Source organism: Streptomyces sp. NPDC007084, from assembly GCF_040703595.1.
Taxonomy (GTDB): Bacteria; Actinomycetota; Actinomycetes; order Streptomycetales; family Streptomycetaceae; genus Streptomyces.
Map to the genome: position 1 here is coordinate 32,868 of NZ_JBEYFY010000027.1, position 12,623 is coordinate 45,490.

11 protein-coding genes and 1 pseudogene are annotated in these 12,623 nt (G+C 66.6%); 8 read left to right on the top strand and 4 right to left on the bottom strand.

Annotated elements, in window-relative coordinates; genetic code table 11:
* Window positions 1-122: 122 nt before the first annotated feature.
* The 4 genes from AB0912_RS21945 (at window position 123) to AB0912_RS21960 (ending at window position 5,629) form a co-directional block, all read left to right on the top strand.
* The gene (locus AB0912_RS21945; RefSeq protein WP_366702222.1) at window positions 123-2,273 is read left to right on the top strand and encodes a hypothetical protein; all 2,151 of its coding nucleotides are present in this window, start codon (window positions 123-125) and stop codon (window positions 2,271-2,273) included.
* Window positions 2,274-2,424: 151 nt separating this feature from the next.
* On the top strand, window positions 2,425-3,939 hold the full coding sequence (ahcY, locus tag AB0912_RS21950; protein ID WP_366702224.1) for an adenosylhomocysteinase: 1,515 nt from the start codon (window positions 2,425-2,427) through the stop codon (window positions 3,937-3,939).
* 181 nt (window positions 3,940-4,120) lie between these two features.
* The gene (locus AB0912_RS21955; protein ID WP_366702226.1) at window positions 4,121-4,561 is read left to right on the top strand and encodes a flavin reductase family protein; all 441 of its coding nucleotides are present in this window, start codon (window positions 4,121-4,123) and stop codon (window positions 4,559-4,561) included.
* Window positions 4,562-4,621: 60 nt separating this feature from the next.
* Window positions 4,622-5,629: a hypothetical protein gene (locus tag AB0912_RS21960; protein ID WP_366702228.1), complete on the top strand. Its 1,008-nt coding sequence runs from the start codon at window positions 4,622-4,624 to the stop codon at window positions 5,627-5,629.
* 138 nt (window positions 5,630-5,767) lie between these two features.
* Here the strand turns inward: AB0912_RS21960 and AB0912_RS21965 are convergent, their stop codons facing one another.
* Window positions 5,768-6,517, bottom strand: coding sequence for an SDR family oxidoreductase (locus AB0912_RS21965; protein ID WP_366702230.1), 750 nt, complete (start codon window positions 6,515-6,517; stop codon window positions 5,768-5,770).
* 73 nt (window positions 6,518-6,590) lie between these two features.
* Between AB0912_RS21965 and AB0912_RS21970 the strand changes: the two genes are divergently transcribed.
* The gene (locus AB0912_RS21970) at window positions 6,591-6,938 is read left to right on the top strand and encodes a MerR family transcriptional regulator (RefSeq protein ID WP_366702232.1); all 348 of its coding nucleotides are present in this window, start codon (window positions 6,591-6,593) and stop codon (window positions 6,936-6,938) included.
* Window positions 6,939-6,951: 13 nt separating this feature from the next.
* Here the strand turns inward: AB0912_RS21970 and AB0912_RS21975 are convergent, their stop codons facing one another.
* The 3 genes from AB0912_RS21975 to AB0912_RS21985 form a co-directional block, all read right to left on the bottom strand.
* Window positions 6,952-8,511 carry a serine/threonine-protein kinase gene (locus tag AB0912_RS21975; RefSeq protein WP_366702234.1) on the bottom strand — a complete coding sequence of 520 codons (1,560 nt, stop codon included), beginning with the start codon at window positions 8,509-8,511 and terminating at the stop codon, window positions 6,952-6,954.
* 477 nt (window positions 8,512-8,988) lie between these two features.
* Entirely contained in the window at window positions 8,989-9,390 is a 402-nt protein-coding gene (locus AB0912_RS21980) for a nuclear transport factor 2 family protein (protein ID WP_366702235.1), read from the bottom strand.
* Window positions 9,391-9,823: 433 nt separating this feature from the next.
* Window positions 9,824-10,756 carry a LysR substrate-binding domain-containing protein gene (locus tag AB0912_RS21985; protein WP_366702237.1) on the bottom strand — a complete coding sequence of 311 codons (933 nt, stop codon included), beginning with the start codon at window positions 10,754-10,756 and terminating at the stop codon, window positions 9,824-9,826.
* A gap of 81 nt (window positions 10,757-10,837) precedes the next feature.
* On the opposite strand from AB0912_RS21985, the pseudogene AB0912_RS21990 reads away from it, so the two are divergent.
* The 3 genes and pseudogenes from AB0912_RS21990 to AB0912_RS22000 form a co-directional block, all read left to right on the top strand.
* Window positions 10,838-11,104, top strand: a pseudogene (locus AB0912_RS21990) (hypothetical protein); the annotation flags it as partial.
* 65 nt (window positions 11,105-11,169) lie between these two features.
* Entirely contained in the window at window positions 11,170-11,841 is a 672-nt protein-coding gene (locus AB0912_RS21995; protein ID WP_366702239.1) for a 3-oxoacid CoA-transferase subunit A, read from the top strand.
* The gene (locus tag AB0912_RS22000; RefSeq protein ID WP_366702241.1) at window positions 11,838-12,512 is read left to right on the top strand and encodes a 3-oxoacid CoA-transferase subunit B; all 675 of its coding nucleotides are present in this window, start codon (window positions 11,838-11,840) and stop codon (window positions 12,510-12,512) included. The genes AB0912_RS21995 and AB0912_RS22000 overlap by 4 nt, the downstream gene beginning before the upstream one ends.
* Window positions 12,513-12,623 lie beyond the last annotated feature (111 nt).

The window sequence follows — 12,623 nt, forward strand, 5'->3', positions numbered from 1 at the left end:
GGCAAGACCGCTCTCCTCGGCACAACCGGCGTCCTGAACGATGTCACCGTCGACCACCTCGGCTGCGTGCCCGCGGAGCAGGCCATGGGCCGCCGCACGCGCGAGCCTCGTAGGTTGATGAGTTGACTACCCGCCAAGAGCGGCTCCGATCATGGCGGCGGCGCGAGGCGACCGGCCATCTGCCGGCGGCTGGATTCGCCGAGCGGTGTATTCGCGGCACAACGACCACGGCCCCGCATTGGGGCGCCACCCTGTGGTCTCGGATGGTCGCCGATGCGAACCTCGATATGTCAGCACGGTTCGCAAGAGTCGTGGGGCAGTGGGCGATCGTTCTTTACCGAGCCGGGCTTCCCGTGCTGGCTTCCCGAGCCGCCTTCCCGAGCCGGCTTCCTGAGCTGAAGACTCTGGGCGGAGAGCCACGCCTCAACGAGAAGGTGGGTGATGGAAATGCGCGGAACCCCACGGTTCAGTCGATCCGCTCGCCTCCGGCCCATTACTCGCCGTATCCCGGCCCGGACCGGAATCACGCCGCGCAATCCGCCTGCGGCGGTCTTCCGCAGGCCGGCGGCGAGTTCGTGCGGACGACGGGGGTGCGTTTGTCACGCGGACAGGGCACCGGCGCGGCCGATTACAAGGCGCGGATGCCGGCCGCACGGGTGCCATTCTTCATGGCTTCGGCTTCGCGCGTGGCATTCCGCGGATCCCCGAGCGCCCCGGCACGCCGCGCCGGGACCCGTGTTCCGGGACGACAGGTAAGGGGATTGGGCATGCTGGTTGACCTGCGACCGCACGCACGACTGCGGGGCAAGAAGCCACTCGACGTCGCGGCCTCACTCGTCCCGGTGGTGGAGGCGCTCACTGCGGACACCGACACGGACCTGGCGAAGGTTCGCCTTGTCTGCGACTGGGTGCAGTACAAGGAGAGCTTCCGCGACGTCGTCGAGGTCCGCCCGATCCTTGGGCGCGCTGCCCGTCCCACCGGCACCGACCCGGTGCCCATCCCGTCGAACGTCCGCGTGGACGACCTCGAAGTGGCGGTCGACGTCCGGCGCAGTGCGGATGTCGCCCTGCGCGAGCTGGCCGCGGCGCGGCTGCGCGAAGTCTTCGCCGGCGGCACATCCCACCGCACCCTCCTCGAGGACTGGGGGCCGGGCAGCCAGAGCTGCATCTGGGACTTCAACTCCCGCTATTGGGCCGACCTCGAACGCTGGGAAAGGTCCACCGGCCGTGGTTACGAGCAGGCGCTGCCGGGAGGCGAAAGCGACGCCCGCAACGCTGACGGCGCGCGCGACCTGATCCGCGACCTGTTCGCGATCTGGGACCCACTGGCGGATTCCGGCGCACTGCCTGAAGAGCTTTACGTTGTCGAACTCGGCGTCGGCAACGGCGGCCAGGCGAGAACATTCCTGGACGAGTTCCGACGTCTCGATGAGGCGCACGGCCGCGGCTACTATCAGCGTCTGCATTACCTGATGTGCGACTACTCCCAGCATGTGCTGAACCTGGCGAAGGAGACCGTCGCCGACCATCTGCGGCGAGTGAGTCTGTTCGCCCTCGACGCCACCCGGCCGCTGACCTCTTTGGGTTTCCTGAAATTCAAGGTCTTCCTGGTCTATATCTCCAACGTCTACGACAACCTTCCCACGGACGAAGTCGCCCAGATGGGTGGTGTCACCTACCAGGTCCAAACCCGTGCCTACCTTCCGGACAATGCCTGCGAGCCGATCGCCGAGCGGACACGCACCGAAGTCGGCCGGGTTCCCGGACTCGTGAGAAAGCTCCTGCGACTGGGCCCCGCGCTCTTGGCCGAGGCACTTCCCGCCCACTTCGACCACGTGCACGACGCTGTCATGTTCTGGCGGGACGTCTGGTCCGCCATCCGTCTGGAAGAGCGCTACCGGCCCTTGGCCGACCTCGACACCTACGAACTCGCGGAAGGGGTCAGCGGCGAGACGCTGCGGCCCCTGCTGGAATCCGGTGCCGATGTGCGCATGCACGTCAACAACGACGCGCTCGCCAGCTTTGTGCAGAGCCTCAAACTGCTCCACCCTTTCGGCAAACTGGTCTGCCACGACCTCTTCGTGACGGATCTGGACGCCTACCGGAACAACTTCCGTGGGCCAGGAAAGTACGACGGCTCAGTGGTCAACTGGGTCAACGGTCCGCTGCTGGCGCATGTCGGACGCCGTCACGGCTTCGACGTCACCTACACCCGCTTCGGCCACCGCACCGCCGGGAACATCGTGACGATGACAGCGCAGGTGAGGGATTGACGACGGCCATCCCAGCGGCGCGGACGCCTCCATCGTGCGCAACGAACCGGCCCCGGCAAGCACACCCTTCGTTGTCGACCGCCAAGACCTCCAACACCTCCCACACCTCCAAGACGACTGATCCATAAGGACAACCGAGGAGTACACCACCATGACCAGTCAGACCCACGAGACACCCGTCGGCACCGCCGAGCGACACCAGACCGTGAACGGGCTGGACTTCGCCGTGGCCGACCTGGCCTTGCACGAGTTCGGCCGCAAGGAGATCCGGCTCGCCGAACACGAGATGCCGGGGCTGATGGAACTACGCCGCGAGTACGCGGGAACCCAGCCGCTGCGGGGTGCCCGGATAGCCGGTTCACTGCACATGACCGTACAGACCGCGGTCCTCATCGAGACCCTGGTCGCCCTGGGAGCACAGGTTCGCTGGGTCTCGTGCAACATCTTCTCGACCCAGGACCACGCGGCCGCCGCCACGGTCGTCGGCCCCGCAGGCACTCCTGAAAGGCCGGCGGGCGTCCCCGTCTTCGCCTGGAAGGGCGAGAGCCTGGAGGAGTACTGGTGGGCCACGGAGCAACTCTTCGACTTCCGTGACGAGGCGGGAAACCTCGTCGGTCCCAACATGATTCTCGACGACGGCGGCGACGCGACTCTGCTGGTGCACCTGGGTGTTGAGTTCGAGAAGGCGGGCGCCGTACCGACCCCCGAACCCGACGACCCGGCCGTGTCCCACGAGTACCGCATCACTCTCGACACCCTTCGCCGCTCGCTGGCGGCCGATCCCGGCAGGTGGACAGCCGTCGCCGCCGCCATCCAAGGTGTCACCGAGGAGACCACCACCGGCGTCCACCGCCTCTACCAGCTCGCCGAACAGAAGCAGTTGCTCTTCCCGGCGATCAACGTCAACGACTCGGTGACCAAGAGCAAGTTCGACAACAAGTACGGCATCCGGCACTCGCTGATCGACGGCCTCAACCGGGGCACGGATGTGCTGATCGGCGGGAAAGTCGCGGTGGTGTGCGGTTTCGGCGATGTCGGCAAGGGAGCTGCCGAAGCCCTCGCCGGTCAGGGAGCACGGGTGATCATCACGGAGATCGACCCGATCTGCGCACTCCAGGCGCTACTTGAGGGCTACCAGGTCGCCCGCCTGGAGGACGTCATTTCCAGGGCTGACATCGTCATCACCACCACCGGAAACAAGGACATCGTCACGCTGGATCTGATGCGCAGGATGAAGCATCAGGCGATCCTGGGCAATGTCGGCCACTTCGACAACGAGATCGAGATCGCGGAGCTCGAACGCGCCGAAGGCATACTGCGTAACACCATCAAGCCGCAGGTCGACGAGTGGGTGTTCCCGGACGGCCACTCCATCATCGTGCTGGCCGAGGGCCGGCTGATGAATCTCGGCAACGCGACAGGCCACCCCTCCTTCGTGATGAGCAACAGCTTCTCGAACCAGGTGATCGCACAGATCGAACTCTTCACCCGGCACGAGGAATACGGCAACGACGTCTACCGGCTGCCCAAGATTCTCGACGAGAAGGTGGCGCTGATCCACGTCCGAGCGCTCGGCGGGGACCTCACCGAACTCACCGCCGATCAGGCCCAGTACCTCGGTGTTCCCGTCGAAGGCCCCTACAAGCCCGAGCACTACCGCTACTGAGCGGGAGGCCGCAAATGCTCCTCCGGCACACCGGCACACCGGCAATCCGGCAATCCGGCACCGTGGTCAGGGGCGGATGACCGGTCGCGGTGCGTTGCTCAGCTTTCGGAATCTGGAAGGCAAATCCATGACAACCACGCAACTGACCGACGCAAACATTCCCGACCTCTTTCGCGGAGTGATGGCAGGGGTCTGTACCCCGGTCTCGGTCGTGACCACCCTGGACGGAAAGCGGCCTCACGGCACCACGGTGAGTGCCTTCGCCTCCCTGTCCATGGAACCGCCCATGGTCCTGATCGCGTTGGACCGTGAATCCAACCTGCTGCGCGTCCTGCGTCGTAGCGGCCGCTTCGGACTCAACGTACTCGGCGTCCAACAGACGGCCTGCGCCAACGCGTTCGCCCGCAAGGGCGACGACAAGTTCACGGGTATCGACTGGATCGAGGACAGCGGGGTCCCGCGCATCGCGGACGTGCCCGGCTGGCTCGCCTGTGAGGTGGAAGACCTCGTGTCGGGCGGGGACCACGTCGTCGCCTTCGGCCGGGTCCGCGCGGCACGGACGGCGCCGGGTGCTCCGCTCACGTATCACCAGCGCGGTTTCGGAACGCACAGCGCGCTGTGAAGACGGAGCGTTCGCGCTCTCCCGGAGACGGGCCGCCGTGTCTCGACGAGGAGGCTGGTCATGGCGCGCAGGATCGACAGCGAGTTGCTGTTGGTGGGGAGTCTTCCCCTGGCTTCCCGGCGGGAGGCGGCGACGCCCGGAGGGGAGTTGTATCGGGGTTTGTCATTCGCCTCGCCGGGCGGCGAGGCGGGTGTCATGGTGACGTGGGCCGCTTACGACCACGCGTCGCTGCATCAGCCGCGGCACGATGTGGCGATCATGGGTTCGGGGGCGGAGTCGCAGCGGCCTATGGGTCGACAGGCTGGGCCCGCGGCTTGGGAGGGAACCGAGGGACCGAGGTATGAGAGATGGCCACCGATCGACCAGGCGATCGCCTCGTACGGGACCTTCTGCCGGCTGCGTGATACCGGGCTCATCCCACGGCACCTACGGTTTCAGGTGGCAGTGCCGCTCCGCACGAGCTGTACGGCCGCGTTCGCAGACAGTGTTGAGCGGGACCCGGAGACCAGGGATGCGGTCTACGAGGACCTGTTCACCCGGGAGATCCGCCGTCTCACTGCGGCCATTCCACCGGGGGACCTCGCTCTTCAGCTCGACATGGCGTGGGAAGCGCCGGACAGGGAGAGCATGACCGGGCGGGCGGACAACGGCGACCGGTTGGAGCGTTTCGTCGGTCCGCTACGGCGCCTCATGCCACTCGTGCCACAGGAGACCCCGCTCGGCCTGCATCTGTGTTACGGCACTCTCCCGGTCGGGCAGGTGCACGAACCACGAGACCTGCGGTGGCTGGTCAAGATGGCGAACCACGCCGCCGAGAACGCGGGCCGCGTCCTGGACTATCTCTATCTGGCGGGCCCGCCCGACCCACGCAGTGCAGACAGCGACTTCTACGCCCCGCTGGCAGACCTGAAATGTCCCGACACCAGAGTGTTTCTGGGGATCGGCCTCCCGGCGGACGGGGCGGAGGGGCTGCGCCGCCGTCGGGGCCTCGCCTCGGCCTTCATCGACGACTTCGGTGTGGCCATGTATTGCGGTGCAACGCGGAAGCCAAAGCAGCACGGATCTTGAGTCCGTCACGCGAACCATGGACTGCTTCTTGCGCCGGGCCGGGCCGGTCAACTGGGCCTGAAAACAAGCCGCCTTGACCGGCACTCCCAAGCATCCTGGTCAGACCCTGGCCGCCTTGTGGGCGCAGGGAGGAACTGATCAGATGACGCCGGCGCGGATCGCGTCGTACAGGTGGGTGGGATCCGCGGCCAGTGACTTCTTGACGTGTGCGCTCCAGTCGTCGGAGAGCACTTCGGCTGTTCCCGCCTCGATCCCGTCCAGGCCCGCACGGACGGGGACGTCTGGGTCACCCTTTGGTCCGCTGTAGGAGGCGCTGAAGTCGGTGTCGACCGCTCCCAGGTGCAGACCGGTCACGAGCGTGCCTTGCTCGGCAAGCTCCAGTCGCACACCGTTCGTCAACGCCCACTGGGCCGCCTTGCCGACGTGGTAGCCGTTGTTGCCCGGGGCGGCGTGCCAGGACTGTGCGGACAGCACGTTCAGGATCGCGCCGCCCCCGTTGGACGCGAGTACCGGGGCGAACGCTCGCACCACGGACAGCGTGCCCCAGAAGTTCGTCTCCATCTCCGCGCGTACGGCGGCCAGGTCGGCGGTGACGAGGTCGGTGAAGTGGGTGACCCCGGCGTTGTTCACCAGGAGCGTCACATCACCCGCCGCTGCGGCCGCGGACCGGACCTCCTCCTCGTCAGTGACATCCAGCCGCAATGACGTGACGCCGGCCAGATCGACTGTCTCTGGACGCCTGGCGGTCGCGTACACACGCGCCGCGCCGCGATCAAGGAGGTGCTGGGCGAACCGTCGGCCCAGTCCTCGATTGGCGCCGGTCACGAGCGCGACCGCGCCCTCGATCCTGAGGCCGACCGGTGAATGGTTGGTGATCGGTGTAGTCATGTGGAGTACGGTAAAACCTACCGTCCACGTGAGGGGCAAGTCGTTTGTCCAGGGCTCTACGGAAGTGGGAAGCATGCGCATCGGAGAAGTCGCCCGGCGCTCCGGAGTGAGCGTCCGCGCACTGCGCTATTACGAAGAACAGGGACTTCTTACGCCCGGCCGCAGCTCCGGGGGCCAGCGCGAGTACACCGAAGACGCCGTCGGCCGGGTTCGCGTCTTCCAACAGCTTTACGCCGCAGGTTTGCCCAGCAGTCGCATCGCGGAACTGCTCCCTTGCATCGACAGTGACACCACCACCGACCACCAGTTGGCCATGCTCCAGGCGGAACGCGACCGCATCAGGAAGCAGCGCGATCACCTCACCGCGACGCTCGCCCGCCTCGACAATCTCATCAAGGCCGCCGACGACCGCCGAGCCTGAGCAACCAGTGCTCTCAGCGCCGACGCGTGATGCTCACCTCCACCTTCAACGCTCCCTTGTTGTCCTGAGAGCAAGGCCCTGTGGCGTCATTGATACTCAGCTGCAGGGTTCCACTTGTGGATGCCTGAAACGTGAGATTGTCCTTGACAGAGCGGACAGGGCCATGCGGTTTGCCGGCGATACGCGTCAGCAGTGTGCCAAACGGTGCATCGGGGTCTACTTTGCAGGATTTGGCCCCGCCCAGTGACGTGTCCGTCGCGGTGTCATAACCGGCGGGTCCAGTCATCGGCATGTTTCGGTGGTCGACCGTCCATTTGCCCGCTATGAATCGCACGGTGACCTGGTCTCCTGGCCGGAGAGCAACATCGGATGCCTTCTGCCAACCGAGGGTCGACTCGACATCTACTGCGTTGACGGTCGCCGTCCCCGGGGCGCTGCTGTGCGGCAGCGCACCGGTGAGGAACAAGCTGCCCACGGCTCCCGCTGCCAGCGTCACTGTCCCAGCCAGGACCGGCCATGCTCGTTTCGCTCGTGCCGACCTGGACGGGTTCTTCGGGCCGGCCCCGACTGAGGTGGTGTGCACGGTCGTTGGGGTGAAGTGACTGGCCGTGACCTCGTGCGCCTCGTGCCTCGTCAGGGTGTCCGCGTCGGCCACCGATTGCGAAGGTCTGGGCACGCCCGCGGTCGGCGGCGGAAGCGGTGGGCTGTCCTGCTCTCCCTCAGCGACGTCTCGTAGGGCGGCACGCGCATCGGCTATGGAGGGGCGGTCGTGCGGCGACTTGAGTAGCAGCGACTCGACGATCGGGCGCAGCGGCCCCAGCCGTTCCGACAGGGCGGGTTCCTCGTACGCCACCGCGTGCAGCGTTGCCGGCTGCCCCGACTTGCGGAAAGGGGAGTGTCCTTCGCAGAGCGCGGAGAGGGTCGCGCCCAATGACCACAGATCTGAAGCCGGGCCGATTTCGGTTCCCGTCACCCTCTCGGGCGCCATGTATTCCAGCGAGCCGATCAGTTCGCCGGTGGTTGTCAGGGATTCGCCGTCGTCCAGGGCGGCGATCCCGAAGTCGGTGAGGACAGCATTGTCGTCGCGGCGCAGCAAGACGTTGGCCGGTTTGACGTCACGGTGTACGGCGCCTGCCGCGTGCACGGCCTCCAAAGCGTCAAGCAGTTGGAGCCCGAGGACGGCGGTGTGCCGTGGCGAGAAGGGGCCGGCCTCGGCGATGCGGTGTGCCAGGGAGGGTCCTGCGACGAGCTCCATCATGATCCACAGCCGACCCCCGGACTCCACCAGGTCGTAGACGCCGATGACGTGCGGGTGTTGGATGCGAGCAACCGCGCGTGCCTCACGGGTGGCGCGGCGCACTCGTATTCGCTGTTCCTCGTCGCTGTGGGCGACGATGTGCAGCACCTTGGCGGCGACGGGGCGGTCCAGTAGTTCATCGTGGGCCCGCCAGACCGTGCCCATGCCGCCTTTGCCGAGGATCTCGTGGAGCAGATACCGACCGGCGATCAGTTGATCTACATGGTTTCCGTTACGCGTCACCGGCTGGCCGTTACCGTTTTCTGCAGGTGCCACGTACTCTCCTGCGTTCCTAGCGCTTCGGGCGCTCGTGGTGGTTGTTCGGTTGAACGGTGCTCAGCATAACTGCTGCGCTATCAACTGCCGTGCCCACCACCCGGCTTGGCTTCTTGAAGCTGCCGGCAACCTTGGTGCCGGATCGAAGGCCAGGTGAGAGCCGGTGAGCCACACCATGCAAGCCGCCGCCTGGCCGCCCCAGGTCATGGTTTACCAGAGTCCCTGTCCGGCGAACACCCACAGCCCTGGGTGTCCCTGCATGGCCGGTAAACCGACACACCATGCGTGGGCAACTCTCGCTTGCCGGTGTCCACAAGCGCGCACATCTGCCTAGGCAGATGGGTGATCGTCCTCACACCAGAGCCAAAACCCAGTCTGTCGACCGCCGCCCCCGCCGCCGGCGGTCACGGGAACGTCGTCTGCACGCCCCATCGTTGGCCGAACTCTCCCCGGTCAGGATCTCGCGGGACGATCTGCTTAGGGGACCGGTGTACTCTCTTGCGACTCGGCCTGGATGGTGGAGACCAGTTGCGAGAGGTCGATGTACACACGTAGCGAGGTGACTTGTCCCTCGGCGTTGCGGTCGAGGACGGAGACGCACGGCGTCGGGACGGTGCTGCCTCCGTGTGTCGTGTAGTGCGCGGTCGCCTCCACCACGGCGGTGTTCCCGTCGTTGAGCTGCCACTGATTGTGGACCTCGTGGCGCAGCCCGCTGATCGTTGCCCAGAACCCTCCGATGGCCCCGCCGATCGCATCCCGGCCGGAGGCCGGGGGGTTGTTGGCGAACACGATCTCGGCGTCTTCGGCGTGCCGTGCCACGTACGCGTCGAGTCGCATGGCGTCGACGTCGGCGAAGTAGTCGGTGATCCAGTCGGACATGGTCGTACCTTTCGGAGAGGGGATCAGACGGTCACGCCGTTGGTGATTCGCCGTAGGGCATTGAGCGCGGAGGTGGCAGCGACGTGCCGGTCATCAGGTCGGTGCGCGCTTGCTCTGATGTGGCGTGGCCACTCGCGCCGGCCGGTCCGGTCCGATCAACCTGGAGGCCACCCGTTGGTTGGGCCCGGCTCGCGTGTCCTAAGTAGTGCATACACTTTTTGGGGTTGTCAACCTACCGGCAGATCGGTGCCGGTATCCTGCACGGCCCGTCGTCGGGGAGGGGCGGTGGGCACGGGACCCCGCGTTCAAGCCCCGCGGTTCTCGCTGCGCGCCGGTGTGGGGAGCTTGCTTTCGAGCCGACGATGAACCGGCTTCCTTAGCTGCCTGCCTGCCTGCCTGCCTGCCCGCCTGCCCGCACAGCGCAGTTGCCGCCTCAGCGCTCCCGGCCCTCACCTGCGTCGGACCGCCGCGAACGTAGGCTCGTACCGCGCACGCATTCCTCGATCACTGCGGCAACCTGGGCCGTGGCGGGGGAGTTGCGGTCCGTCCGGCGGGCCAGGAGAAGGTCGACGGATTCCGTTTCCGTCAAAGGTACGTACGTGACCCCTGCCAGGCTGAGGCTTCGCACTGACTGCGGGACCAGGGCTACACCATGTCCCGCCGCCACGAACACCACCAACGTCGCCGTCTCGCTGACCTCTACGAGAGGTGACGGCGTGAAGCCCGCGCGTCCGCACGCGGCAAGCACCCGGTCATACATTGACGAGCGAGCCTGCGAAGGGTGAGTCACGAAAGGTTCGTCGGCCAGGTCGCGCAGGTCCACTTGGTCTTGGTATGCGAGCGGGTGGTGGGAGGGGAGCACGGCTACGAGAGGTTCGGAACGCAATGGTGTGATGTGGATGCGTTCGCTGGGCGCCGCCTTGCGAACGAGCACGAGATCGTATGTGTCTTCGAGCAGGCCCTCGACGAGTCGAGGGGCAAGCACTTCACCGTGCAGTTCCATAACGACTTTGGGGAGTCGTGCTTTGACGGTGCGTGCGACCTGTGGCAGGACGTCATAGGTCGCCGAGCCGATGAAGCCGACGGACACGCGGCCGGCCCGCCCTGCTGCCAGCTCGCGCATATGGAGGCGAGCGCGTTCCTCTCCCGCGACGAGTGCGCGGGCGTGGTCGGCGAGTTGGCAGCCCGCCTCAGTCATCTCGACGCGCCGCGTGGTCCGGTTGAACAGCGTGATGCCGAGTTCCGTCTCCAGTTGCTTGATCTGCTGGGACAAGGCCGGCTGCGCGATGTGCAGGCGGGCAGCGGCACGCCCGAAATGGCACTCTTCCGCGATTGCCAGGAAGTATCGGAGCTGACGAATCTCCATCAAGCATTTGTAGCACGTGCTTATGAATCGATAAGAATTATGTGTTGGACCTTATGAACCCCTCACTCCTACGGTGAGGGAGTGACTGACAGCCACGTGTACGCGGCCGTGAGAACCCCCTTCGGGCGGGGCTCCGGAGACTTGGTGGATGTGCGGCCCGGCGATCTCGCGGCGCCGGCCATCACCGGGGCACTCGCCACGGCACCCGCGCTCGACCCGGCCGAGGCCGACGGCCGGCGGCTGGTCGACGAGCGGATGCCCAAGGAGTGGGCCGCTTCCCCGGGCGAGGCGAACGAGCGGCTCGCCGATCGATTCGGCGTATCTCGCGAACGGCCGGACGCCTTCGCGGCCCTGTGCATCGGCGTCGCCCAGGCACTCGCCCTTGGACTGGGGAACGTGGCAGGGAGCCGGGGATGAGCGCGCGGCTGTGCTTTCACGCGGACGAAGCCGTCGACGGTATCCAGGACGGCTCGACCGTGCTGATCGGCGGATTCGGCATGGCCGGCATGCCAGTGGCTCTGATCGACGCGCTCCTGAGGCAGGGCGCCGGCGATCTCACCGTGGTGTCCAACAACGCGGGAAACGGCGAAACCGGACTCGCCGCGCTGCTCGCCGCAGGGCGCGTCCGCAAGGTGATCTGCTCTTTCCCGCGGCAGGCGGACTCGTGGGTGTTCGACGCGCTCTACCGAGCCGGCAAGGTGGAACTGGAGGTGGTGCCGCAGGGAAACCTCGCCGAACGGATCAGGGCCGCGGGCGCCGGTGTCGGAGCCTTCTACTGCCCCACCGGAGTGGGCACACCGCTGTCCGAGGGGCGGGAAACCCGCGAAATCGACGGTCGCACCTACGTACTGGAGTACCCGATCAAGGGCGACGTGGCGCTCATCGGTGCCCACCGCGCCGACCGGATGGGCAACCTCGTCTACCGCAAGACCGCCCGCAACTTCGGTCCGGTCATGGCAACCGCGGCGACCATGGTGATCGCGCAGGTGCGCGAGATCGTCGAGGTCGGTGACATCGATCCCGAGACGGTCATCACCCCGAGCATCTACGTCGACCGAGTGGTGGAGGAGGCGGAGCGGGCGTGAATCCGACCGGGCAGACGCCACAGCGCGGCGTCCCCCTGGACAAGCACGACATCGCGGCTCTGGTGGCCCGGCAGATCCCGGACGGCGCGTTCGTCAACCTCGGCATAGGTCTGCCGACGCTCGTCGCCGACCATCTGTCACCTGGCTCCGGCGTCGTGCTGCACACCGAGAACGGCATGCTCAACATGGGACCCGCCGCCCAGGAAAGCGCCATCGACCCTGACCTGACCAACGCGGGAAAGGTGCCCGTCACCGAGCTGCCCGGAGCGGCCTACTTCCACCACGCAGACTCCTTCGCCATGATGCGCGGCGGGCATCTGGACATCTGTGTCCTGGGCGCCTACCAGGTCTCCGCCGGGGGAGACCTGGCGAACTGGCACACCGGGGCACCTGACGCCATTCCCGCCGTCGGCGGTGCGATGGATCTGGCGATCGGAGCCAAGCAGGTGTTCGTGGTGATGACGCTCTTCACCAAAGACGGCAGGCCGAAGCTGGTCCCGGAATGCAGCTACCCTCTCACCGGCCTGCGGTGCGTCGGGCGGGTCTTCACCGACCTGGCGGCCTTTGACATCTCGCCCCAAGGGGTCGTCGTGACGCAGACCTTCGGCACCACCTTCGACGAGCTCGCGGCACGGCTGGATGTACCCCTGCTCGATGCCTCCAAGTCATAGGACGTGAGCGGCAGTCGGCAGCGCTGATCCTTGTGCCGGAGTCGTCTTCGCCGAGCGAGGGCCGGCTCCGACCACGCCCCGTGACGCGCGGATGCCGTCAGGCGATCGGCG

Bases quoted from the DNA above. Each gene is read 5' to 3' on its own strand.
- ahcY (WP_366702224.1), top strand. From the start codon at position 2,425: ATGACCAGTCAGACCCACGAGACACCCGTCGGCACCGCCGAGCGACAC.
- AB0912_RS21955 (WP_366702226.1), top strand. From the start codon at position 4,121: ATGGCAGGGGTCTGTACCCCGGTCTCGGTCGTGACCACCCTGGACGGA.
- AB0912_RS21960 (WP_366702228.1), top strand. From the start codon at position 4,622: ATGGCGCGCAGGATCGACAGCGAGTTGCTGTTGGTGGGGAGTCTTCCC.
- AB0912_RS21965 (WP_366702230.1), bottom strand. From the start codon at position 6,517: ATGACTACACCGATCACCAACCATTCACCGGTCGGCCTCAGGATCGAG.
- AB0912_RS21970 (WP_366702232.1), top strand. From the start codon at position 6,591: ATGCGCATCGGAGAAGTCGCCCGGCGCTCCGGAGTGAGCGTCCGCGCA.
- AB0912_RS21980 (WP_366702235.1), bottom strand. From the start codon at position 9,390: ATGTCCGACTGGATCACCGACTACTTCGCCGACGTCGACGCCATGCGA.
- AB0912_RS21985 (WP_366702237.1), bottom strand. From the start codon at position 10,756: ATGGAGATTCGTCAGCTCCGATACTTCCTGGCAATCGCGGAAGAGTGC.
- AB0912_RS21995 (WP_366702239.1), top strand. From the start codon at position 11,170: ATGAGCGCGCGGCTGTGCTTTCACGCGGACGAAGCCGTCGACGGTATC.